Origin of the sequence: Kamptonema sp. UHCC 0994 (assembly GCF_029167235.1) — a bacterium.
Taxonomy (GTDB): Bacteria; Cyanobacteriota; Cyanobacteriia; order Cyanobacteriales; family Microcoleaceae; genus Kamptonema.
The window spans coordinates 1-23515 of the sequence record NZ_JARFTR010000195.1; the positions used below are offsets into that span (position 1 = coordinate 1).

Here is a 23515-nt window from a genome sequence, read left to right on the forward strand (position 1 = left end):
CGGTTCCGTTACCGCCCAGAGGGCGGCGTTACGGAGGGTTTCTTTACTCCATTGTTACGAATCAACCTAATATTAACAAAAGAAAAATCTCAAAGATACAATGCCGTTACCAACAGTAATTTTACCAGGGTATTTCGCCGCTGCCTCAGAATATAGCGAATTAGAGAAAAATTTATGCGATCGCGGTTTTCCTACCTTGATAGTACCCCTCAGTCAGCGTGATTGGTGGCCAACAGTAGGAGGGCGATCGATGATACCGATATTGCGGTTACTGGATCGCACAGTCAAACAAGCCCTGCAACAATATAATAGCTCTCAGATTAATCTTATCGGTCACTCAGCCGGCGGCTGGATTGCGCGGATATATCTCGGAGAAAAGCCCTATACTATTCATGGAGACGTAGCCGAAGATGTTGGTTTATGGAACGCTTTCCCCTCTGTAAATACGCTGGTTACTCTGGGTACGCCGCACATCAGTCAGGAAAGATGGACTCGTAAAAACCTAGATTTTGTTAAGATTCACTATCCCGGTGCTTTTCATCCAAATGTTCGCTATGTCTGCGTTGCGGGTAAGGCCATTTTTGGTCAGCGTGGCTTTAAAACCTGGTTAGCTTATAACAGTTATAAACTGACAATTGGTATCGCCGAAACTTGGGGAGATGGAATTACCCCCATAGCCGCAGCACATTTAGAAGGTGCAGAAAATTTAGTGTTAGATGGCGTTTGGCATTCACCGCGATCGCCAGGTAAATGGTACGGTTCACCTGAGATTGTACCATCTTGGATAGAATATTTGCAGTAGAAATTAAACGCGATAAAATGCACTATAGCAACCGCCAAGGCGGTTAGGGGCTAGGGGCTAGGGGCTAGGGACTAGGGAAAGAAGGGAAAGAAGGGAAAGAAGGGAAAGAAGGGAAAGAAGGGGAAGAAGGGAATAGAATGAGGGAGTTTCGGGAACTCAGAACATCCTAACTGCTTTGGCGTTTGCTATACATTTAATTATGTCCAACCACTTAACTAAACAACTTAATCAACAGCGATTATGACAGATAGCATCCAGCATCTCATCGAGCCACACATTCAAGATTTGGGTGGGTTTCAAGCCCGTCGCCTTCTACCCTCAGATGTTCTAACTCTGGTAGGCCCTTTCATCTTTTTTGACCATCTCGGCCCTGCGGTGTTTCCACCAGGTAAGGGTGTGGATGTCAGACCCCATCCACACATCAATTTAGCAACCGTCACCTACCTGTTTGAAGGTGCTTTGCTGCATCGTGATAGTGTCGGTAGCGTTCAGGAAATCCGTCCCGGTGCGGTGAATTGGATGACGGCTGGACGAGGTATTGTCCACTCTGAACGCACGCCTGATGATGAGCGTAGCAAAGAAGCCATTCTGCATGGTATTCAAACTTGGGTGGCGCTTCCCGATGAGTACGAAGAAACGGAACCCTGGTTTCGGCATCATCCGGCAACAGATTTACCTGTTTGGGAGGAGAAAGGAGTTTCATTCACTTTGATTGCGGGTGAGGCTTACGATCGCACTTCCCCTGTGCAAACTTTTTCACCGATGATTTATTTGGATGTAAAAATGGCTCCGGGAACGCAATTTACCTTACCAGGAAATTACAGCGAACAGGCGATTTATAGCGTAACAGAGGGACTTGTTATTGATGGCAAGCCTCTAGAACAACATCGGTTGGCGGTTCTAACTTCAGGTACATCGGTAAAGGTTTCTGCCTCTAGCAATGCTCGCTGTATTGTAGTTGGTGGTGAACCTGTAGGTGAGCGTTATAAGTGGTGGAATTTTGTTTCAAGTCGGCGCGAGCGCATTGAGCAAGCTAAGCACGATTGGACGGAAGGAAGGTTTGGTCAGGTTCCTGTTGAGACAGAATTTATCCCACTGCCAGAAGAGCCGGATCGTAAACCAGAACAGCCGTTGTATAGCTAGGGACTAGGGGCTAGGGGCTAGGGGCTAGGGGAAGAACGGGAAGAAAGGGAAGAAGGGAATAGAATCTGAATTCAGAACGTCCTAACCCCCTTGGCGGTTGCTAAGTAGTCGGACATAAATAAACGCTATAAACTGTAAGGTGGGCGCTCGCCGATAACTATCTTCTGCTATTAGTTACAGGCTTGTAGCGGCGAGCGCCCACCCTACGTTTAATTATGTCCGACTACTTATATCTATCAGTGCTGCTGGTGATTAATTCTAATTATCAAAAGCTTGAATCGAAGAAGGAAGAAGTAATTAATTCAGTTGCAGCTACTTCTTTAACGATCGCCAAATAATTGTCACCGGTTTTAATCGCCGTAGAAGCAACAGGTATGGCTCCATCTAACTGTAACATCACTGGCTCAAAGGAGAGATCGGCAAAGGTGATGCCTTCACTTAAACCGATCGCATCTCCCAGGGAAAAATCGACAATGACATCGGTGAGTTCGATTTGGGTAGTTCCCTGACTTGCAGACAGGATAAAAGCATCATTGCCATCTCCTCCAATCAGAATATCTTGATGGCGATCGCCAATCAAAACATCATCGCCAGCACCGCCATTAAGTACATCGGAACCCTTGCCACCTTGTAAAACATCATTGCCATCTCCTCCAATCAGGGTGTCGTTATTATTGTCACCGCAAATAAAGTCATTGCCATCACCGCCATCCAGAAAATCCGAAGCCTTACCGCCAAATAGTAGATCGTCACTGCCTTTTCCGAACAAGGTATCGGCCCCTTCATTACCACTGATTAAATCCGCAGTTTCGGTTCCTACCAGAGAATCACCGCCAGATAGGGCAAAAATATTTGGCGCGATCGCCTCCCCTGGAATGTTAGTATCACCATCGTCTGTTAACAGGTGATAACCATCTCCACTGATGTTTTCTGGCAATCCTGTCGAATCACCACTACCTGTTACATCAGCGATCGGTGTGTTAATAGAAACTACACGCAAAGGTGTTGGAGTCGGGCTAGGTTCGGGTGTTAATGTTGGTATCGATTCTGGTACAGAAATAGGTGCAGGTATTAGGACTAAATTTGGGGTGGGAGTAGGTGTAGAAATTGGTGTTGGTGTCGGTGTTAATTTTGGTGTTGGACTTGGGACAGGAGTTGGTGTAACAGTAGGTTGAGGCGTTGGCGCGGATGCAGATGCGGGTGTTGGTGTCGGTACTGGTGTTGGTACTGGCGTGGGGTTAAAAGAATTTATGGCGTTGGAAATTGTTTCAGCTATCGATTCCGGTATAGCTATCGGAGTGGCTGTGGGAGTCGGCTGTATGGAAATTGTGAAGGGAGTTGGTGTCGTTACTGGTATGGGTGTGGGTGTGGGTGCGATCGGTGTGGGAGTTGGTGTCGGAGTTAGTGTGGGTGTGGGTGTAGGTTCGCCAGGTAGTGTTTCTAAAGGGCCGCTAGGTAGTGTTTCTAAAGGGCCGCTAGGTGGTGTTTCTAAAGGGCCGCTAGGTGGTGTTTCTGAAGGGCCGCTAGGTGGTGTTTCTGAAGGGCCGCTAGGTGGTGTTTCTGAAGGGCCGCTAGGTGGTGTTTCTAAAGGGCCGCTAGGTGGTGTTTCTGAAGGGCCACCAGGTGGTGTGGCTGTAGAAATACCCTTATTAATCAGCACTGAGATATTGTTGCTCAACTTATTTGCCACAACAATATCGGGTTTGCCGTCCCGATCGAAATCATCTACTGCTATAAAGGATGGGCCCGATCCTACAGCAATATCTTGGCGCGTAAAGTCACCCAAATCAGAGTTAAGTAACAACGAAAAGTTATTACTCTCAGCATTGGCTACAACAATATCCATTTTGCTGTCGCCGTCGAAATCAGCCGTTGCGATCGCGGAAGGCTTCGATCCTACTGTAATATCTGCTTGGCGCGTAAAATTGCCCGCACCAGAGTTGAGTAGCACGGAAATGGTATTACTTCCAGAATTAGCTACAGCCAGGTCAATTTTGCCATCGCCATTGAAGTCCCCCGCTGCGATCGCTTGTGGAGAATTCCCAGTCGCAATAGTGGAATTTACATTAAAACTGCCATTAGAATTAAACAGCACTGAAACATTGTTGCTACCGCGATTTGCTACTGCGATATCGCCTTTACCATCGCCATTAAAGTCAGCCGCCACCAACGCTACCGGGTTTGTTCCAACTGCGATCGGTGAACTTGGCGGTATGGGATAACTCAACTGCATTACTAACAGATTGTTGCTTGAGCTATTGACCCAAGCTATGTAATTCTTGCTGTCGCCATTTAATTTAGCCGCGATCGCGGAATCTGGAAAATAAGAAGAAAAACCTAAATTAATTAGTGATATATAACCAGAGCCAGAATTAGTTAATACTGAACCAGTCTTCTTGTCTGCCTCTGTGACAATCATCTGAGGTTTGCTAGCAAAAGAACCGAAGATAAATTGAGGTAGGTCAGTAAAGAAATTGCCAGCAATAACAACACTCGGATTTTTCCCCACAGAAATATCAGGCTGCGAACTAAAGCTACCAGAACCAGAATTAAACAACTGCGACAGGTTACTACCACCAGAGTTTGCAACTATTAAGTCAGGTTTGTTATCTGAATTCAAGTCTGCGATCGCTAAAGATAGCGGATTACTACCAACCGAAATATCCGTAGTTGAAAAATCCAAATTATTGACTGGCATTTTTTTACCTATAGAAACACCTATTTAAATATATCACTTTTCCCTTAAAAAACTTGTTAAGACAAATTTAAGGTAAAGTTGCACTCAATCAAACCTCTGCCTTCATCAGAAACATTGCTGATATCTTGCCCGCTCTTCTGTCATTAGCGAGCGGAATGCAAAGCAGGCGCAGAACAGACAAAGCTGCGGCCTCAGAAATCAATTCTTCTAACATTGCAATAGTGGGATTATGTTGCCCAAAATTGCCTTTCTCATCCACAGTTTGTAAAGGAGAAATAAAATTGAGGAGGTAAGTGATCGCAGAAGCTTTATTAAGTAACTTCACTACCTCATCGGGTAAACATTCTAGCTGTCGATCGATCTCCTTTGCCGCTAGCATCTCAATCATCTCGATATCTAGCAAAATTCGCTCCTTGTGCAATATAGTCATCGAATGAACCCATATAAAAACGATTTACTGTCATTGCGAGTACGAAGCAATCCCAAACGATTTACTGTCATTGCGAGTACGAAGCAATCCCAAACGATTTACTGTCATTGCGAGTACGAAGCAATCCCAAACGATTTACTGTCATTGCGAGTGCAACGAAGCAATCCCAAACGCTTGCTAAACGCTTACAATGCGTAACTCCTTTGCAATTTAGAGCGCGATCGCGCCCTAAACAGTGGTCAAGTAAGGTAAGTACCACCTCTTATTTATCTATCTGGTAATTACCCAACTTTTTATGCAAAACTCACAAACTTTTTTTTCGTACTCCTCAATGTAAAGGTTTGTAACAGTTTCTGCATCAATGCGTAAAAACTTCGCTCAGCCCTAGATAGATATACATAGAGTGCTTGTAAAGCTAGTAGGGGCGAAGCATTCCGGCAATAAATCTCTGTTTCTAACCGATCGCTTATCTGCCAAAATGCTTCGCACCTACAGATATATTTACAATTGTATAAATCCCCTTTCTGACATATACTAGGCCTATGCTTCAAGCCAACACTCAAATAATCAGGGACAATTATATGGAGATGGGAAACTGTGAAAATCCTCCGCCCTCTGATAATATCCATGAAAAACTCAAACAACTCGCCCTAGAAGCTCAAAAACATCCACCTCTAAATCGCAATCGGCAGAAAGCGTTAAATCAACTTGCCAGAGAAATTTACCAATTAAAAAAAATCAACTCCAATTTACTATTTCATCCCCAAAAAGGAAAATGGTCGCCGGAAATTTACGATGAACTTTATCAAGAAGCATTACAAAAAACTTGCATTTATGTTTGCCAAAAAATCCACAATTACAAGCCAGAACACCCAGTCATGGCGTGGGTAAACTTTACGCTCAAAAACCGTTTTAGTGACATTGCAAAGGAATATAAAAATCGGTGCATATCGATTTTATCTCTAGATGAGTTAGACAGATACATTATTACAAAACTTAAAAAAGAGCCACCTCCTGAAACACCATTATGGCAGCAACTTCGCGAATTTCTGGAAGAAGACCCGGAAAATCTTTTTAAATCTGACCACATGAGAAATCGTCCTGAAGTAACTTTTCAATCTTTAGCGATTGCGAAATTTGTTGAGGGTAAAACTTGGCAAGAAATTTCTGACGATTTAGGGATTCCCGTCGGGAGTTTAGCTGCCTTTGTCACCCGGAGATTGCAGAAATTCCAGCCATATTTCCAGAAATATTTACAGGAGTAGTTAACTCCAGACTTACGCACTGCTAAGGTAACGCCGCCATCTTGGCGGTATCTTTACCGCCAAGATCGCGGCGTTACGAATGGTTTTATGTAAGTCCTGAACTCAAAAACAAGAGAGATAAAATATGCAATTAATCACCGAACCATTAACATTTACAGTGCCGCTATCCTTCGAGGCTCATGCCCTCGCTCAAGATTATTGCCAACAGCAATCTAATCCCCAAAAAGCTAAACAAGTTTATCTCAATACTTTAGCTGTATATGCAACAAACTATTACCTACAGTGCATGGGGTTTGAGACAAATTGGGAAGCCAGCGATAGTCGCATACCATTAATGGTTAAACTATTAGATATCGCTGACTTAGACGTAAATCAATTAGGAAAAATCGAGTGTCGTCCCGTTTTGCCAGATGCAAAATCTTGTCAAATTCCCCCGGATGTTTGGCAAGACAGGATTGGCTATGTAGCAGTACAACTAAACCAATCTCTTAAGGAAGCAACTCTGTTAGGATTTACCAAAACAGCCACAGCCGAAATTTCCCTTAATCAACTGCAAACTCTAGATAATTTTCTCTCCTATCTTAATCAGCTTCACGCTCAGAAAGTTGTGAACTTTAGCAACTGGTTTCAAGGAACTTTTGAGGAAGGATGGCGAACAATTGGAGAGCTTTTAAACCTGAAGCAACCTGAGTTAGCAGTCAGGTTTAGAAATGCAGTATCCATTGTGCGAGGTCAGCAAATTGACTTAGGAATGCAACTTTCAGATCGGAAGTTAGCATTAGTCATCACCCTACCGCCAGAAGCTAAATCAGAAATAGATATCATCGTACAAGTGCATCCAATGGAAAGTCAAACTTACTTGCCAGAAGGAGTAAAACTAATTATCTTAGATGAATCTGGAGACGCGGTTTTAGAAGCAAAATCAAGGGAAGCAGATAATTTTATCCAATTAGCTTTTAGTGCTGAAACTGGAGAATCATTTAGCGTTCAAGTTGCCTTAGAAGCAGCGAACATAACGCAACAATTTGTAGTTTAACTGTAACGTAGGCTTGGTTGCACGAAGTAAAACCAACTAATGCAAGTGACCAAATTATCTCATCTCCGATTAAATAAACATAATTCCTGTAGGGGCGGGTTCGCCAAGATATCCAAATAGAAACAATAGATATAGAAAACCCGCCCCGGCTTTTTGTTTTAAGTCAATACTGCATAAATCCCGATCCTAAAAATCATGTTGTCATCTACCTTTCGCAACTTCCGTAATCAAAACTTACAAGGTCAATCTTTTAAAGGTCAAGACCTAACAAATACCGATTTTTCTTATGCTAATATCCAAGGGGCAGACTTTACTGGCGCAAATTTGACGGGAGCAAATTTTAGTCATGCAAAAACTGTACTATCACACCGTTGGCTAATAGGAATGGTGATCGTAATAGCAATTATAGCAGCAATGGCTGGCATCGGGGCCGCGATCGCAGTCCCGAACTCTGTTAGTCATTTCGGTAGCGTTCCCGGCTTCAATACTGCCCCGCCCAATCCGGAAGAAAGAATCGACTTGATTCCCGCTTTGCTGGTGTTTTTGCTAATCCTCTCAGCCAATGCCTCCATTGTAATTATCAGTTTCCGACAAGGCATTCAAAAAGCTTTGGGTTCTGTATTGATTGCCCTTGTCATTGCAATTCCCCTCATAGGATTTTTAGGAGGTATTAGCACTGATAACAAGCTGACATCTCCATTGAGACAGTTTAGACTGGGAAGATTTATTGATGTGTTGATTAACAAAAATGGTGAGCAAGGCACAACAACTGTTGTTATTTTAATTTCCACTGCGATCGCAACTATGACTGCCTGTGTTGCTTTACCTTTAGCTATTACTTTAGCAGAGGTTGTTGGGGGTTATATCCTCAGAACTTTGGTCTTCTTTGAAGCAATGGCGATCGCCACAATTAGTAGTTACTTCATCACCATTAATGACGCAGCCATAGGGGATAGATGGATTAGGAAGCAATCAGCTTCCCCCCTTTTACTATCCGATTATATCATCATTGTTACTGCCACCACTATCGCAGGAATTTTAGTGCTAATTAACGCTCACATTGGCAAAAAAACTTTAGCTGAAGACGAGAAATATGAGATTCTCCGGCAAATAGCCATCTTCATTTTATGCTTCGGCGGTCCCATCTTTCGTGGTTTCACCATCTATAGTGGAGCAAGGGAGAACGCGCAACCACCTCTCCTCCTACCCCCCGATTATATCATCATCGCTACTGCCATCATTCTCGCAGCAACTTTAGTGTTCATTAACACTCACATTGGCAAAAAAACCTTAGCTGAAGACCCGAAATATGATGTCCTCCGCCAAATAGCCATCTTCATTTTATGCCTCGGCGGCCCCAGCTTTCGCGGTGCAGATTTAAGTAATACTAATTTCAGCTACGCCACCCTCAAAAGTGCCGATTTTAGCTTTGCCAAAATTGACCGCACCTTATGGTATAATTCTCACCAACTTGACTGGGCGCGAGTCGGAGAAACCATATTAACTAACCACGCAGTTCGCGATTTACTCGTCACCAGAAATGGCTACAGAAAATCATATCAAGAAGCTAATCTCAGAGGTGCAAACTTAATCGATGCCAATTTAAACTATGCCAATTTAAAGAATGCTGACCTTACCAACGCCACACTAGAAGCCGCTAATTTAGAATGGGCAAATTTAACCCAAGTTCAGGCAATTAATGCTGACTTTACCAACGCCCAAATGACAGGTAGTTGCGGTTTAGGAACCTGGAATATTGACAGTACCACTCAACTAGAATGGGTAGACTGTCGCTGGGTTTACCTGCTAGAAGAACCCAAACCAGGAACCGACGATCGGGAACGCCGGCCCAGCAGCGGCGAATTTGTTCCAGGGGACTTTAGCAAGCTATTCCAAGAAGTTGTAGACACCGTTGACCTGATTTTCCGCAATGGTATTGACTGGAAAGCCTTTGCTCAATCTTTCAAAAAAGTGCAAGTTGAAAATGAAGATACTGAATTGACTATCCAAAGCATTGAGAATAAAGGTAACGGCGTTATTGTTGTCAAAGTCAGCGTGCCATCGGAGGCGAATAAAGGCAAAATTCACAGCCAATTTCTGCAATTTTATGATGAAATGATTGCTTTAGCTACCAATCAAAATCAACAGCTTGAAACTTACGGGCAACAAATGCAATGGATGACATCTGTTATTAATCAAATTGTTAGTAAATCAACATCTGAAAAGTTAGTTATTCTGAAAGTAATTAATGGCAGCTTTGAGCAAGGGTTTACCATTATTGCTCAAATCTGGTCAGATAGGCATCGCTTACCTAGAGAATTTAAGGGGAAATTACCTGCCAGTTTAAAAATTGCTAAATGTTATCACAACTGGCAGGCAATGTATAATGCTCAATCCGAATTTCGCATCAAGCCTAAAAAAGGACAAGTTACCAATTTTTCTAAAAAAGACCTAAAAATTTTTGCAGAAGAATTAGAAAAATCGTTTAATTCTTGGCTAGATTCGGAGCTATTTCGACCTATTGAGAAGAAACTAAGACAACATTTAAACTCGACTGATGAAATTCGGTTGATTCTACAAACAGAGGATGCTTTACTGAGGCATATTCCCTGGCATTTGTGGACTTTTCTTGATGATTATCGGAAAGCAGAATTGGGTTTGAGTTTGCCAGAAAGCGACAGAGTAGTAAGAGCAATTGATACCAGAAATGAAATGAGAATTTTGGCAATTTTAGGCAATAGTGAAGGTATTAATGTCATTGAAGATCGGCGGATATTAGAGAATTTACCTAATGCCGAGACTGTATTTTTAGTGGAGCCAACTCGCCAGCAATTTGATGAATTACTCTGGGATGAGCAAGGCTGGGATATTCTCTGTTTTTCAGGACATAGCCATAGTGAAGCTGACGGCAAAAATGGTTTTATTTATCTTAATAATAAAGATAAGCTAAGCCTTGAAGAACTTGAAAATGCTTTAAAAGCTGCAATTGAAAGGGGTTTACAGCTAGCAATTTTTAATTCTTGCGACGGTTTGGGATTAGCCACGAATTTAGCTAATTTATACATTCCTCAAATTATTGTTATGCGGGAACCTGTGCCGGATTTGGTAGCTCAAGAATTTTTGAAGAGCTTTCTAAAAGCCTTTTCTAGCGGCAAATCTTTATATATTTCTGTGCGGGAAGCGAGGGAAAAACTGCAAAGTCTGGAAGAGAAATTTTCTTATGCAAGTTGGCTACCAGTTATTTGCCAGAATCAGGCTGAAATTCCTCTAACTTGGCGAAGGATAGCGAAAAATTCTACTTTTACCAATCAAACAAATCATGAAGAAAATTACTACCAAATGGTTGAAAAGACAAAATGATGGATTCACCTTGATAGAATTGCTGGTTGTTATTATGATTATTGGCATTTTAGTAGGTATAGCTTTACCAAGTTTTTTGAGCCAAGTAGGTAAAGCTAAAGGAGTTGATGCAATTGTGAAATTAGACAATCTTGGAAAAAGCCAGTATTCTTACTATGGAGAAAATACAGAGTTTACAAGGGATTTTAATGCACTAAATTTTACTGCTGCGACTGATAATGAAAACTATCATTATGAAATTTTGGCTGATAATAGCTCTTTCAATGGAGCAATCCATGCGGCTATTGCTAAGAATCGACGTTTAAAATCTTATGTAAATGTGGTTTATTTAAAGGATGGTCAGCCTTTGATGTGTAAAACTGTAGAAGTGGCTCTCAGTTGGCCGATAAATCTTTTCGAGTTATTGCAGATATTAAATGATGTCAAATCTAATCCAGATAAATATTGTTAATTTTTGTGTCAACTTAATCTGAAAGCGGCTAATCGTTCTCTTCTAACTTGTTTATTGCGAGATGAAAATGGCAAGCTAAAATTCCTTAATTTTAGTCCCTACTATATCTCGGCAAATCAATAGTAGAGACTAAAATTAAAAATTTTAGACAAATACAAAACTATCAGTCGTAAAATTGCCTTGAATTACAGCAATTTGGTCAGACGTACCAGCCAAGTTGATAGAATTACCAACAATACTGTAATCAGAAAGCTTTCCATGTAACTGAATCAGATCTCTGCCCTGCTGGAAATCCTGAATTAACGCAACTCCTGCTCCCTTGTAATATGTATTTGTGACATCACCGAGAACAAAAGTATCTCTACCTTGACCACCAATCAATACATCTGTCTCATCACTTCCTGGTGTAGCACTAGATCGATCGACTCCAATCAGGATATCATTGCCACGCAAACCTGAGAGGGTATCGTTACCGCCTCCTCCTATTAAATTGTTATCTTGGCGATTGCCGGTAATGACATCTACATTGGGAGTACCGACGACGTTAACGAAATTGTCTACAGTAAAATTCAGAGTGCCAATACCAGGTAGATTGTTAACGGCTAAACTATTCGTTGACAAATCCACATTAATAGAAGCTACGCCGCTACCTGTAGAAGCATCAATGGTATTAATCTGTCCTAAAGGAGCGGTAATGTGTTCGATACTATTAAGGATATCGCTACCTGCTGCACCTTTGTCTACAATACCTTTAGCCTGAAGAGTAATCCCACTATTTAGGGAAAGATAGCTAACTGTATCGGTACTTTCTCCTCCACTCAAGGTATCGCTGCCAGTACCACCTAGAATGAAATTATCGGAAGCGTCTCCAGTAATATTATCATTCCCTGATGTGGTGTTAATACTATTAGCTGGTGGAGCTGGTGGAGTTGGTGGAGTTGGTGGAGTTTGATTTTGAGGAGGGTTGGGAGAATTGGGATTTGGTGGAGTTTGATTTTGAGGAGGGTTGGGAGAATTGGGATTTGGTGGAGTTTGATTTTGAGGAGCGTTAGGAAGATTGGGGTTTGGTGGTATTTGGCTTTGGCTAATAGGATTATTGCCCGGTGCATTGGTTAAATTAGGAAATAGTGTTGCCATTGGGTAATTGCCTCAATTAGTTTTATCAATGTGGTTAAAGAAGCTTTTTGGCTAAGGGAATGTAGTATCAATCAGCCTTTAATTGCCTCTCTATAATCATTAAGCTTGCTCAACATGACATTTATCCCTGTATTTGAATTACAGTTTTGTAATATGGAGTAACTAACTTTTTCCTAATTGTGAGCTATACAGGACTTACGCAACGCCGCCCTCTGGCGGTAAAAAACCGCCCAGAGGGCGGCGTTACGGAAATTAGTTATAATTACTTTGCTGGTTTCTATAATATTGCGATCGCTACTCTTAACCTCATCTCGTAATCGCCAACTCGTGAAACATCAACAGCGATAAAAAGAAATCAGCCATAAAAATCGACACCCAAGAAGTCACCACCGCCGCCGTAGCCGATCGCCCTACACCCTTCCCTCCCCCAGTCGTTGTTAACCCCCAACCGCAACCGATAATGCCAATAATCGCGCCAAAAATCACTCCCTTAACTACCACTGTCACCAAATCCCAGGGTTCCAAAAAAGTCCGCACTGATTCCAAAAACATCCCCGGAGGCAAATGATAAAAAGTCGCCGCCGCAAACGCGCCGCCGCCAATACCCACAACCACAGAAAAAATAGTTAAAATCGGCAACATGATGCAGCAAGCTACCACACGCGGTAAGACTAAATAATCCACTGGATTTGTTTTCAGCATATAAAGAGCATCAACTTGCTCCGTCACCTGCATTTCCCCAATTTCCGCCGCAAATCCAGAACCCACCTGTCCCGCTACCACACCCGCCGTTAAAACGGGTGCTAACTCCCGACAAAATGCGATCGCAAAAGCACCTCCCACTGCCCCCACCGCCCCAAATCGAATCAACTCCCGTGCCGATTGAATCGTAAAAATCATCCCCGCAAATAGAGCAATCAGCAATACCGCCCTCAGCGAACCCAACCCCACCGTTACCAAATGCTCGATCACCAGTTTGCGGCAAACCTTGCCTTTAAGCAGCCGCAACCATACTTGCCCCCCCAGCAACAAGGTTACGAAAAATCTCTGAAACCACCTGTCATCCAATGTTTCATCAGAGGCGCGATCGCGCCCTTCGCTGTATTTTGCAAACTCAGTTTTGACTGGGACAGACTTTTTGACTAAACTATTCCTAAAACTCATGCTCAACTTCAGCATCTGACGCTCCCCGGCCGCGTTTGTTACCGATGTCAATATACTTTTGTATTAATTTAATCTTCTCAAAATTAGAACTACTTTAGGCAAATGATGGCTAATTTTTAAGGAAAATTAATGAATTAGACTTAATGTCAGCTACTCAGTGTTTCCTACCCAACAAAGCTTAATCTGTAGCAAATTTTACTTACTCTGCACTTACGCATTACTTACGTAGGGCCCTCAACCGGCGCAGCATCGGCACCGTCAGGATCGCCGCGTTACAAACAATTCAATCTAAAATCGATTAGCGAGCTGCTACCATATAGCGAAATATATACTCAGCCACCTCAATATAATTGTAAGCTTTAGCTGTTGAGTCACCCCAGACGGTAACACCATGATCGCGGATTAATAAAGCAGGTATTGGTGGCGGCGAAATCGCAAAGCGAATGCAAATCTCCTCAGCAATTCGCGGAACTTCAAAATGATTAGTAAACAGCGGTATTACTACTTCTGGATTCTCTTCCCACACCCCCAAACCTTTGAGCATTTCAATAGCAGGCAAAGGTATTTTATCATCATCGGTAAATCGAGAGACTAAATTAGCCTCAACCGAGTGTACGTGATAGCAAGCTTGAGCTTCTGGAAAAGATTTGTAAATTGCCTGATGAATACTTGTTTCAGCAGAAGGACGACAATCTGAATGGGGTTGCTCGATAATTTTACCATCTATATCTATACGAATAAAATCTTTTTCTGTTAACTTTCCTTTGGCACGCCCACTAGCCGTAATCCAAAAGCTACCGTCAGTCAAACGAGCGGAAAGATTTCCCGCAGTACCAACCATCCAACCTTGATTATAAAAGTGGCTTGCTGCTGCAATTAAACTTTGTCTTAAATCACTATTCATTGTTAGTTGTTAATTGTTAGTTGTTAGTTGTTAGTTGTTAGTTGTAGGATGGGTGGAGTGCTTCGCGTAAACCATCTTTAAAGTTTTTAGTACAGTTAACAGTTAACAGTTAACAGTTAACAGTTAACAGTTAACTGTTAACAATTAACTCCATCGCTGGGATAAACTCTCAATTACATCAAAAAAATCATTCCAGCAAATGTAAGATTTCTGTTCCTTATCCAAATATTCAGCTAAGCGATCGCGTGCAAAAACAACAGGCGCAACCCTAGCCATATTCAAATCCGTCACCGAATCTCCAATTGCCACTTGCTCATCAGCCTCATACAGCCCCATTACCCGTACCTTAGAGACAAGTTCCGTATCCCCTTCAAACTTAGACAACACTTTTAGGTGAGAGCCGCTAGGGTCTAAATCTACCGCATAAATAGCCTCTGCACGAGCCGCCAAATCGCCCATCACCGTCTCTACCATCACCCGAATACCACCTGAAACTATCACAAAAGGTACTCCGCGATCGTTAAGAAAATCTAACAATTCTACCAATCCCGGTCGCATTAACTTCCCTTTAGAAAATTCGATAATCTCTTGATAACGTTCCGAAGGAATAGACTCTAATAATTGTCGGACTCCTGCCCGCAGCGTCAGCCGTCTAGCATACATTTCTGGTATTATTTGAGCCGATAACTCCGGCGTGAAGTGCTTTAGCATCCCGACAAAAGTTTCCTCAATTGCGATTGTACCGTCAAAGTCGCAGAATACAACTCGTTTCATTTGATTAGAGATTTGAGATATTTGCTGATCATTAGTCATAATTAATAATCATAATTAATTGTACCCTGCAACAAGGCCAAGTCCGTACAGAATTAATTTTACATTCCCACACCATTACAGTCAACAGCTAACAGTTAAAAAGTTAAAAGTTTTTACTTTTAGTCATGGTCTGTAGGCAGACAAATTAAATTATCATCTTGAGTATAAATCAAACCTTTAGAGCGCAATTTGCCCATCAAGCGCGTCACTGTCACTCGTGTAGAACCGATCGCGCTGCCAATTTGAGAATGAGTTAAAAGCCAAGGCAAGCGGTAGCCTCGTACTATATCTGGTTCTGCTTCATTAATGTAAGGTTCGCCGAATTCCTCGGTTAGCAAAGTCAGAAATCCGTACAATCTGTCAAGAGTTCGCCGCTGTCCTAATGTACTGAGCCACAATAGTTTTCGCTGATGCTGATAGCGAAAGGCATCTAAGACTTCCCGCCGGAAGTGAGGCCAGTTGTCTAGATCGTGCCAATACATCCACAGTACATTTGTTTGGTCGGTATGGGCGTAGGCTTGAAGTGTAAAAGGCGACTGAGCGACGAGTTCAAAGGGTTGGCCTGCGCCGACGAAGCCTAAAAAAGCTTCTTCGGGATTGCGGCGCGGGTTTTTTTTGCTAGTAGTGGCGCTGATTAGGGTAGATCCTACCAGTCGGATAGAACCGCGCTCTACTAAATATAGCAGGCCGGGTCTAGCAGGAATCCGCTCGTCTTTGTTAAAAGTTCGATAGCGGTAGTGTTCTTGGGCCCAGTCTATTATTCGCTGCCAAGTTAAAAAAGGTCGATTAGTGTCTGAAGTTGTGGAATTTGTTTGCATAACAGAGATGTTGGGAGATATGTCAACAAGGGACGAATGTTGCAGGCCCCTTTGTTTGGAAGTTGGATGTTCAAGTGCTCAGAACTTGCGATCGCGATCGCGTTAGATTTGCCTATGTAAGTCTGAGGTGGAATTTCAATGTAGCAAAAAATACATCCAAATGGTTAAGTTGACGAGACAGTTTGTATTAAATGGCTGGATTTTATACAAAAGAACTGTAAAAATGCCCATCACTTAGATATCCTGCTACACAGAAGTACGGAGGAATCACGGAGGTCGCAATTAGCGATCGGACGTATTTGAGTAGGTAAATGGAATCTCTGCTAATGTAAGTGTGCGATCGCCTACTGGCGATCGCAGTTAAACTGCGACTAGCAGAATATTTCAAAGACGGAGATGCGATCGCTTGCTATGACCAGTTTGGTGAAACTGTTGTTCAAAGAATTACGGCTACATTAATCTAAATCTATGAGCATAATCGTCTTCGGCAGTATCAATATCGACCTCATTGCCAAAACCCCTCGGTTGCCTCTTCCTGGCGAAACTCTACTCGGTCATCATTTCTTCACCGCAGGCGGCGGTAAAGGCGCAAATCAAGCCGTAGCTGCCTCCCGCTTGGGAATAACAACCCATCTGATCGGGCGTGTGGGAGGTGATAATTTTGGTCAAGAACTATTGACAAGTTTACAATCTTATGGATTAAATACAGACAAAATATTAATCGATAAAAGCACTCATTCAGGTATTGCCATTATCGCTGTAGAAGATAGCGGTCAAAATAATATTATCGTCATTCCCGGTGCAAATAATTGCATCAATGACACTGATTTAGAAAGGCTAAAAGAAATATTGCCAAAGGCGACAGCCTTGCTATTACAGTTAGAAATTCCCCTGCAAGTTGTCCAATCAGCGGCAAAAATTGCCTGCGAAGCTGGTGTAAAAGTTATTCTCGATCCCGCACCTTTTCGCTCAGATATTCCACTAGATTTTTATCGGTTAATTGACATTATTACTCCCAATGAAGTTGAAGCTAGCCAACTGGTAGGCTTTAGTGTTAATAACCAGGAAACTGCTGCTCAAGCCGCTGTTAAATTGCGTCAGTTTGGTGTTAATAATGCGATTATTAAATTAGGAGCTAAAGGTGTTGTTTGTGCTACGGCTGATGAAAGCTTTTTTATCCCTGCTTTTGCTGTCGAAGCTGTTGATACGGTAGCTGCTGGCGATGCTTTTAATGGTGGACTTGCAGCAGCGTTAGATGCTGGTTTATCTTTGCGGGAGGCTGTAGTTTGGGGTGCGGCGGCGGGTGCTCTGTGTGCGACTAAAAATGGTGCTCAGCCTGCTATGTGCGATCGCGCTACATTCGATGCTTTTTTGGTATCTGTTAACAGTTAACAGTTAACCGTTAACAATTTTAGTAGTTGCGATCGCCACCACCCCATAAACCCGAATCCCCTCCCGCTTCAAAACTTCAATTGCAGACTTGACCGTAGTTCCGCTAGTATAAATATCATCCACCAACAACACACCATTAGAGGGATGCCGACGGCGAAAACCTTTACCCAAAATCAAGGCTTCTTTCATCTCATCTTGCCGCTGTTTTCGCGAAAGGTCAAATAAGGGTTTAGTATCCTTCACTCGTTCCAAACCTTGTCGCTGCAAAGGCAAACCCGTCAATTCACAAAAATTCTCTGCCAAAAGTTCAGCCTGATTAAAACCCCGCTTTTTTAACTTTGCCGCGTGCAGAGGAATCGGTACAACTGTCAATTTGTCAATAGCTAATTCGGGATAATTTAACCAAGCTTGAGCCAGCCAGTGACCCAAAGGTTTAGCTATTTCCGGGTTGTTATCATATTTAAAAGCTGTGATCGCGCGTTTCAGCGCCCCTTGATACTGTCCCCAGACAAAAATCGGCATCTCTCCCTGCCAAAATTGACTCTTGTTGGCAAATTGACACTGCCAAATTTGTTTCTGGCAATATTGACAAAACTCCCCCTGTGCAGTCCGCTGACAAAGATAACAGCTAGACTTAAGAAATAAACTCCAGAAGGGTTTAAAGTAAGAAGTCCACCAACGTTTTTCCATTGTCAGATTTTAACTCAAACAGGACTTACGCACGATCGCAGTACGACCGCCAAGATGGCGGTTACTTGACCGCCAAGATGGCGGCGCTACGCATATTTTTGCGTAAGTCCTGTCAAAGTTCCCTGTCTTTGAATTAGCCTTAACCCTCAAAATTTACTTGTTACCACAAAATTTAATAAAATCTTAATAAAGTTGCTCGACAGGGTAAGAGCGTGCATAACCTCCACTGGCTCAATCAGATTCAACCCTCTGACCGAGAAACGGTTGGAGACAAAGCGTTTTACTTAAGCGACCTAATGCAGCGTGGCTACCCTGTTGCAGCGGGTTTTGTCGTCACGGCTCAAACATTTTGGGAGTTCATCTCAGGGATTGACTGGCTAGAACCCCTATTTGCCGATCTTCCTAATTCCTATCTATATTTTAATGCTGATAATCCCTGGCAACTCCAAGCGATCGCCCAGCGTATTCGTCACCAGATTGTCACCGCCAAACTGCCAGAAGCCTTAGCCTCCACCCTAGAGTCAGCAGTACAACAATTAGATGCCAAAGCCCTGATTTTTCGCCCTTCCCTGAGCAACCCTAGCATCAAAACTTCTGGCTTGTTGGAATCTCAAGTAGTATGGACTGATTCAGAAGCTATTGCTACTGGGATCAAACGAGCTTGGGCGGAACTTTTTAGAGCGAAAAGTCTATTTTACTGGAAACGTTGCGGTCAAAGCTTGCAGCAACTTATGCCTACAGTCTTAGTACAACCCCTGCGGAATGCGATCGCTTCTGGTTCCATCGCCGCCGATGGCGACGCAGCTTGGGAAATCCAAGCTAGTTGGGGTTTGGGTATGTCCTTAATTTGGGGAGAGGCTATTCCTGACTGCTACCAAGTGCAGCCAGAAACCAGAAATATCCAGAGTCAGCAGTTAGGTCAGAAAAACATCGCCTACAATTTAGCAAACGATCGGGGAGAAGGAGGAACACCGCAAAATTCTCATTTCATCCTCCGTCGCGATCGCGAAGCCTCTGCAACAGGAGTCTCCTTCGTGATTTCCGGTGCGGCCAGCCCTTTGCAGGCTTGTGCTCTCAGCGAAGTCGAGCAAAATCAATACGCTCTAGATAAACCTTACCTGGAAGGGCTGATGGATATGGCAGAAAAGGCGAAAACAGACCTTGGTTATCCCCTAGCGATGGAGTGGACTTTGTGTCAATTAGCATCAACTTCAGAGCCGCAGTTATACGTTACTCAAGTTTCTCCTTCAAACAGGCAACAGATAAAAAGCGATCGCGAACCTGAAAATCTGTCCCCCCCTGCCCCTATTTGCTTCCAGGGACTAGCAGCAGCGGCGGGAACTGCGATCGCAACTGCTCAAGTGATTACTAATCCCAACCCTAAGTTATCCAATTTTTTACCAGGAGGAATTTTAGTTGCCTCTGAAATTAGCCCAGAGTGGCTACCTTGGCTCAAACTTGCTGCTGGGGTAATTGCAGAACGGGGAGGAATGACTGGACACGGCGCAATTTTAGCCAGAGAACTCGGCATTCCAGCAGTTGTCGGAGTTGCTGATGCCACTCATGCGATTAAAACTGGCGATTCATTGTTAATAGATGGCAATAAGGGAGAAGTTTACTTAATGAGCGAAACTAATATTAATAATAGCACCTCTGGCAAGGCATACATCGGAGAAGAAAAATATACACAACTGTCTAATGCAACAGCTCAATCTCTGAGCATTGACGGGATGACTGAGTTTTCTTCAATGCTAAATTCTCGCTTACCAATAGCTACTAAGCTTTACGTTAATGTCAGCCAAACTAGCTCAATAGAGCGGATTAAAAATCTGCCTGTAGATGGTATCGGTCTATTGCGCTCGGAATTAATGGCACTGGAAGCCTTGGATTATCAGCATCCTAGTATTTGGTTGCAACAGGGTCGCCAATCAGAATTTGTAGAGCGAATGGCGCGTCAGCTAGCTCTATTTGCGGCTGCTTTTGCTCCGAGTCCTGTATTTTATCGCTCTTTAGACTTACGGGAATCAGGAATTGGCGGCTGCTTTAGTTATGTGTTGGAACCGGAACTATTTGATTTAGAGTTGACAGTTATTGATAGAGTATATCAGTTGGGATATAGCAATGTCAACTTAATTTTACCTTTTATGCGCTCGGTAGAAGATTTTTCTTTCTGCCGCAATCGGTTAGAAAAACTTTGGGGACGGTTGCATCCAGATTTTCAACTCTGGATTATGGCTGAGGTGCCATCGGTTTTATTTTTGTTACCTGATTATGTGAAAGCTGGCGTTCAGGGAATTGCGATCGGTACTAATGATTTAACTCAACTTTTATTAGGGATTGACCGGGATTCTGAACAAATGGCTAGTGCTTTTAACCCACGCCATCCTGCTGTGATGAGAGCGATTCAACAGTTAATTGAAATGGCTAATAAGGCAGGGATTCCTTGCTCTATTTGTGGGGATGCTCCGGCATTATATCCTGAAATGATTGACTCGCTAATCCGGTGGGGAATTACATCTATTTCTGTGAATGTGGAGGCGGTGGAAAGGACTTGTCTGGCGATCGCGCGTGCTGAGCAACGGTTGATGTTACAAGCGTCCCGCCAAATGTTGAGGCGATCGATTGCTGAATAGTGGTCGATTGTAGAAGTGGCCTACTAACCCTTGAAGTAATCAATTTCGGCGATAGAATATCATCTGATGTCATTACTTATGGAAGATGTTTTGTCAAGCGGCTCTTTGTTAAAATGAGTTGTATCCCCCAAAGGACGGGGGTAGTGACAGGTTAGGTAAGTAATGCCTAATATCAAGTCCGGTTGATTACCCTGATTCCTTGGGAGCGATCGCAGAAAACTGGATAGCAATCCGTTTTTGGTGCGATGATGACTATTAACCGGATTTGATATCAGTCTTGTTAAGGTGATTAACACGCTACCAGGAAAAAACTATGAAATTCAAAATTTTGACAGTAGGTATTTTGAGTGCGATCGCATTCATTAATCCCAGTACAGTTTTGTCTCAACCTTCGCCAGACGGCGGGCCCAGACCAGGGTTTTGGCAACCAGAAGTACAGGTCGATCTGAATCGCGATATTACCCTGATTTTAATGAATCAGACAGGATTAAAGTTGGGATATGGAGATTCTGAAAAAGGTTTATCATCTTTATCTCCCGGAGAAACAGTACGTATTATCATTCGTAAGGGAAATAGGACGGGGGATATTGCCAATATTCCGATTAATGTTCAACAGGGAACTAATGCGCTTACCTATCAGTATAACGTTGACAAGAAGACGAATGAGGTGACGGTTCGCATCAACATTGGTGGTGGTTCAGCACCTCTAGATAGGTCTGTTTATATTGATGAAAAGGGGCGTGTCTATTCTTTCTAACCTGAGAATTTTGACTGCTTTTCCGGGTTGATGGTATAGCAATTGATAAGTGAAGTAAAATCCGGCTCGATACTCTTCGATCTAGTTTAACAGGAGCGTGCGGCCGGATGCCACCACTTTTGCCAATGCGATCGCCATGAAACACAGAATTTTGACAGCAGCAGCTTTATTAGCTACCTTCAGCATAGGGATACCAGCCGCAGTATTTTCGCAACCAGCCTCAGATAACCGATATCAACCAGGATTCTGGCAACCAGAAGGGAAAGTTAACCCCAATCGCGAGATTAAAGTTCAGCTTTTGAATCAGACTGGTTATACTTTGGAATATGGCAAAGTTGAAGGCTATCCGAGTTTGATAGCTCCAGGAGAAACGAAAGATGTTTATATTGGAATTAGCAGCCGTAAAGGTGATATTGCTAATATTCCGATTAATGCTCCCCAGGGAACTGTACCGCTGAGATATGAGTATCGGGTTGTTAATAATGTGGTGACAGTTAGGATTGTGCCAACGAGTGCGGCCGATGTCAATCAAGGGCGGGCAGTTTATATTGATGAAACGGGAAGAGTTTACACTTTTTAAGTAGGAATTGGGGCGGGTTTTCTCGCCCTGTTTAATATGCGATATTTGTAACTTTTATGCAGCGGTAGAAATTATGTTAAAAGAATTAGATAAAGCTTTGACAAAAGTAGTTATTTATGGTAAGTTTATAATAAATTTACTAAATTGAGCTAATTTTTTTATGCCTATTAGTCAAATTATGGCAGTAGCTAAGTCTCTGAATCGGGCTGATAGATTACGTCTTGCTCTTTTTTTGTTATCAGAATTAGCGCAAGAAGAAGGTGTAAGTTATCCGGTTCAGGAAGGAGTTAGCGATTTTTCCAGTGTCACACTTTATAACTCTTATGAAGCCGCAGAAATCATGTTACAAGAATTAGCTAAAGAATCGTAACTCAGATATGCGTGATGCTCAAAGGTTCTTTTTTTCCGAAACTTATAGTAGTAGTGGCTTACCCAACAGTTTACCTTATTTACAATTAACTTTGAATTATGCCAACCACTCTATTAATGTATCTGGTTTACTAGACACAGGTGCAACTATTAATGTATTGCCTTATCAGATTGGTTTAGATTTAGGAGCAGTTTGGGAAGAACAAACTATTTCTCTACCTTTAGCTGGTAATTTAGCCGCATCTGAAGCAAAATTATTAATCCTATCAGCAACGGTAAGTGCTTTTGCTCCAGTCAGATTAGCTTTTGCTTGGACAAATAATAGAAATGCTCCTGTAATTTTAGGACAGGTAAACTTTTTTCTGGAGTTTGATGTCTGTTTTTATCGCTCCCAAGGTGCTTTTGATATTCGCCCAAAACCAATTTGACTATCCAAAAAGTTGTGGGATAAATAAGTCTAGTGCATCGGATAAAACCCTCAAATCCGAAGCACGACAACCATTTTAACCATTGTACTACACCTCAAAGCAATGGCAGCAACTTAACTACACGCTGAAATAAAGCATAATTTTTTAAATTTACCCCAATAAATATATGAATACCTCGCAAGCTTAGACCTCAACCAAGTCTAAACAAGCGAGAAATTTCACAATACTTAACTTTCAATTTTCAGAAGCAAAGTTGGCCAACTCGCTTCGACCTCGTGCATTCAAAAATTAATCAGAGGTAGAAACGAACATGAAATCTACATCTACTTTTGTAGCCTTTTTGGGACTATTAATCTTAGGATTGGAGTCAAATTTAGGACTTTCGCTAGCAGCAGTTAATCATACCAATGGACAGAAAAATCAAACAGAAAAAATAATCGTAAACACTAATGTTGTGCCAGAATGCAAGCACAATGATGGCAAATATCCATGTACTAATTAATATAAACAGTTAACTGTTAACAGTTAACTAAAAAGCGATCGCCCTCCCTAAAAAAAGAGCGATCGCCTAAATAATTAAAAATTAAAAATGCAAAATTAAAAATGATGGAATTAAATTTTTAATTTTTAATTTTTAATTTTTAA

General features: G+C 42.4%; 23 protein-coding genes. 15 read left to right on the forward strand and 8 right to left on the reverse strand.

Translation table 11 applies throughout. From position 1 onward, the window contains the following. Positions 1-100: 100 nt before the first annotated feature. Positions 101-802, forward strand: coding sequence for an alpha/beta hydrolase (locus PY364_RS17795; protein WP_275524505.1), 702 nt, complete (start codon positions 101-103; stop codon positions 800-802). Between the two features lie 240 nt (positions 803-1042). Then, entirely contained in the window at positions 1043-1945 is a 903-nt protein-coding gene (locus PY364_RS17800) for a pirin family protein (protein WP_275524506.1), read from the forward strand. A 265-nt stretch (positions 1946-2210) separates the two neighbouring features. Here the strand turns inward: PY364_RS17800 and PY364_RS17805 are convergent, their stop codons facing one another. Beyond that, positions 2211-4643, reverse strand: coding sequence for an FG-GAP-like repeat-containing protein (locus tag PY364_RS17805; RefSeq protein ID WP_275524507.1), 2433 nt, complete (start codon positions 4641-4643; stop codon positions 2211-2213). An 88-nt stretch (positions 4644-4731) separates the two neighbouring features. Next, positions 4732-5073 (reverse strand): hypothetical protein, encoded by a 342-nt coding sequence (locus PY364_RS17810; RefSeq protein WP_275524509.1) that lies wholly within the window; start codon positions 5071-5073, stop codon positions 4732-4734. Between the two features lie 581 nt (positions 5074-5654). On the opposite strand from PY364_RS17810, the gene PY364_RS17815 reads away from it, so the two are divergent. The 4 genes from PY364_RS17815 to PY364_RS17830 all read left to right on the forward strand — a co-directional run bounded on the left by PY364_RS17815 (position 5655) and on the right by PY364_RS17830 (position 11185). Beyond that, positions 5655-6338, forward strand: a complete 684-nt coding sequence (locus PY364_RS17815; protein WP_275524510.1) for a hypothetical protein — start codon at positions 5655-5657, stop codon at positions 6336-6338. A 124-nt stretch (positions 6339-6462) separates the two neighbouring features. Continuing rightward, complete coding sequence (locus tag PY364_RS17820) at positions 6463-7374, forward strand: DUF1822 family protein (protein WP_275524512.1); 912 nt, start codon at positions 6463-6465, stop codon at positions 7372-7374. A 195-nt stretch (positions 7375-7569) separates the two neighbouring features. After that, positions 7570-10734 (forward strand): pentapeptide repeat-containing protein, encoded by a 3165-nt coding sequence (locus PY364_RS17825; protein WP_275524514.1) that lies wholly within the window; start codon positions 7570-7572, stop codon positions 10732-10734. Beyond that, on the forward strand, positions 10694-11185 hold the full coding sequence (locus PY364_RS17830; RefSeq protein WP_275524516.1) for a type IV pilin-like G/H family protein: 492 nt from the start codon (positions 10694-10696) through the stop codon (positions 11183-11185). The genes PY364_RS17825 and PY364_RS17830 overlap by 41 nt, the downstream gene beginning before the upstream one ends. A 144-nt stretch (positions 11186-11329) precedes the next feature. Here the strand turns inward: PY364_RS17830 and PY364_RS17835 are convergent, their stop codons facing one another. Further along, on the reverse strand, positions 11330-12322 hold the full coding sequence (locus tag PY364_RS17835; RefSeq protein WP_275524518.1) for a hypothetical protein: 993 nt from the start codon (positions 12320-12322) through the stop codon (positions 11330-11332). Between the two features lie 179 nt (positions 12323-12501). On the opposite strand from PY364_RS17835, the gene PY364_RS17840 reads away from it, so the two are divergent. Further along, complete coding sequence (locus PY364_RS17840; protein WP_275524520.1) at positions 12502-12639, forward strand: hypothetical protein; 138 nt, start codon at positions 12502-12504, stop codon at positions 12637-12639. Here the strand turns inward: PY364_RS17840 and PY364_RS17845 are convergent. The 4 genes from PY364_RS17845 to PY364_RS17860 form a co-directional block, all read right to left on the reverse strand. Further along, positions 12629-13501, reverse strand: coding sequence for an MlaE family lipid ABC transporter permease subunit (locus tag PY364_RS17845; RefSeq protein ID WP_275524539.1), 873 nt, complete (start codon positions 13499-13501; stop codon positions 12629-12631). The two genes, PY364_RS17840 and PY364_RS17845, sit on opposite strands and share 11 nt — an antisense overlap. A gap of 283 nt (positions 13502-13784) precedes the next feature. Then, the gene (gene mtnB / locus PY364_RS17850; protein ID WP_275524522.1) at positions 13785-14390 is read right to left on the reverse strand and encodes a methylthioribulose 1-phosphate dehydratase; all 606 of its coding nucleotides are present in this window, start codon (positions 14388-14390) and stop codon (positions 13785-13787) included. Between the two features lie 144 nt (positions 14391-14534). Continuing rightward, a complete protein-coding gene (locus PY364_RS17855; protein WP_343277895.1) occupies positions 14535-15203 on the reverse strand; it encodes an HAD-IB family phosphatase in 669 nt (222 codons plus the stop codon). 119 nt (positions 15204-15322) lie between these two features. After that, positions 15323-16021, reverse strand: a complete 699-nt coding sequence (locus PY364_RS17860) for a Crp/Fnr family transcriptional regulator (RefSeq protein WP_275524523.1) — start codon at positions 16019-16021, stop codon at positions 15323-15325. A 332-nt stretch (positions 16022-16353) separates the two neighbouring features. Between PY364_RS17860 and PY364_RS17865 the strand changes: the two genes are divergently transcribed. Both PY364_RS17865 and rbsK read left to right on the forward strand, forming a co-directional pair. Further along, positions 16354-16485, forward strand: a complete 132-nt coding sequence (locus PY364_RS17865) for a hypothetical protein (protein WP_275524525.1) — start codon at positions 16354-16356, stop codon at positions 16483-16485. Positions 16486-16489: 4 nt separating this feature from the next. Continuing rightward, positions 16490-17413 carry a ribokinase gene (gene rbsK, locus PY364_RS17870; protein ID WP_275524526.1) on the forward strand — a complete coding sequence of 308 codons (924 nt, stop codon included), beginning with the start codon at positions 16490-16492 and terminating at the stop codon, positions 17411-17413. A 3-nt stretch (positions 17414-17416) separates the two neighbouring features. Here the strand turns inward: rbsK and PY364_RS17875 are convergent, their stop codons facing one another. Beyond that, positions 17417-18103: a ComF family protein gene (locus PY364_RS17875; RefSeq protein ID WP_275524528.1), complete on the reverse strand. Its 687-nt coding sequence runs from the start codon at positions 18101-18103 to the stop codon at positions 17417-17419. Positions 18104-18315: 212 nt separating this feature from the next. Here PY364_RS17875 and PY364_RS17880 point away from each other — a divergent pair, with 212 nt between their 5' ends. The 6 genes from PY364_RS17880 to PY364_RS17905 all read left to right on the forward strand — a co-directional run bounded on the left by PY364_RS17880 (position 18316) and on the right by PY364_RS17905 (position 23372). After that, the gene (locus tag PY364_RS17880) at positions 18316-20736 is read left to right on the forward strand and encodes a putative PEP-binding protein (protein ID WP_275524529.1); all 2421 of its coding nucleotides are present in this window, start codon (positions 18316-18318) and stop codon (positions 20734-20736) included. Between the two features lie 313 nt (positions 20737-21049). Further along, positions 21050-21493 carry a hypothetical protein gene (locus PY364_RS17885; RefSeq protein ID WP_275524531.1) on the forward strand — a complete coding sequence of 148 codons (444 nt, stop codon included), beginning with the start codon at positions 21050-21052 and terminating at the stop codon, positions 21491-21493. 97 nt (positions 21494-21590) lie between these two features. Then, complete coding sequence (locus PY364_RS17890) at positions 21591-22073, forward strand: hypothetical protein (protein WP_275524532.1); 483 nt, start codon at positions 21591-21593, stop codon at positions 22071-22073. Between the two features lie 160 nt (positions 22074-22233). Continuing rightward, a complete protein-coding gene (locus PY364_RS17895; protein ID WP_275524533.1) occupies positions 22234-22443 on the forward strand; it encodes a hypothetical protein in 210 nt (69 codons plus the stop codon). Between the two features lie 7 nt (positions 22444-22450). Further along, positions 22451-22870: a hypothetical protein gene (locus PY364_RS17900; protein WP_275524534.1), complete on the forward strand. Its 420-nt coding sequence runs from the start codon at positions 22451-22453 to the stop codon at positions 22868-22870. A 310-nt stretch (positions 22871-23180) separates the two neighbouring features. Beyond that, positions 23181-23372: a hypothetical protein gene (locus PY364_RS17905; protein ID WP_275524535.1), complete on the forward strand. Its 192-nt coding sequence runs from the start codon at positions 23181-23183 to the stop codon at positions 23370-23372. Positions 23373-23515 lie beyond the last annotated feature (143 nt).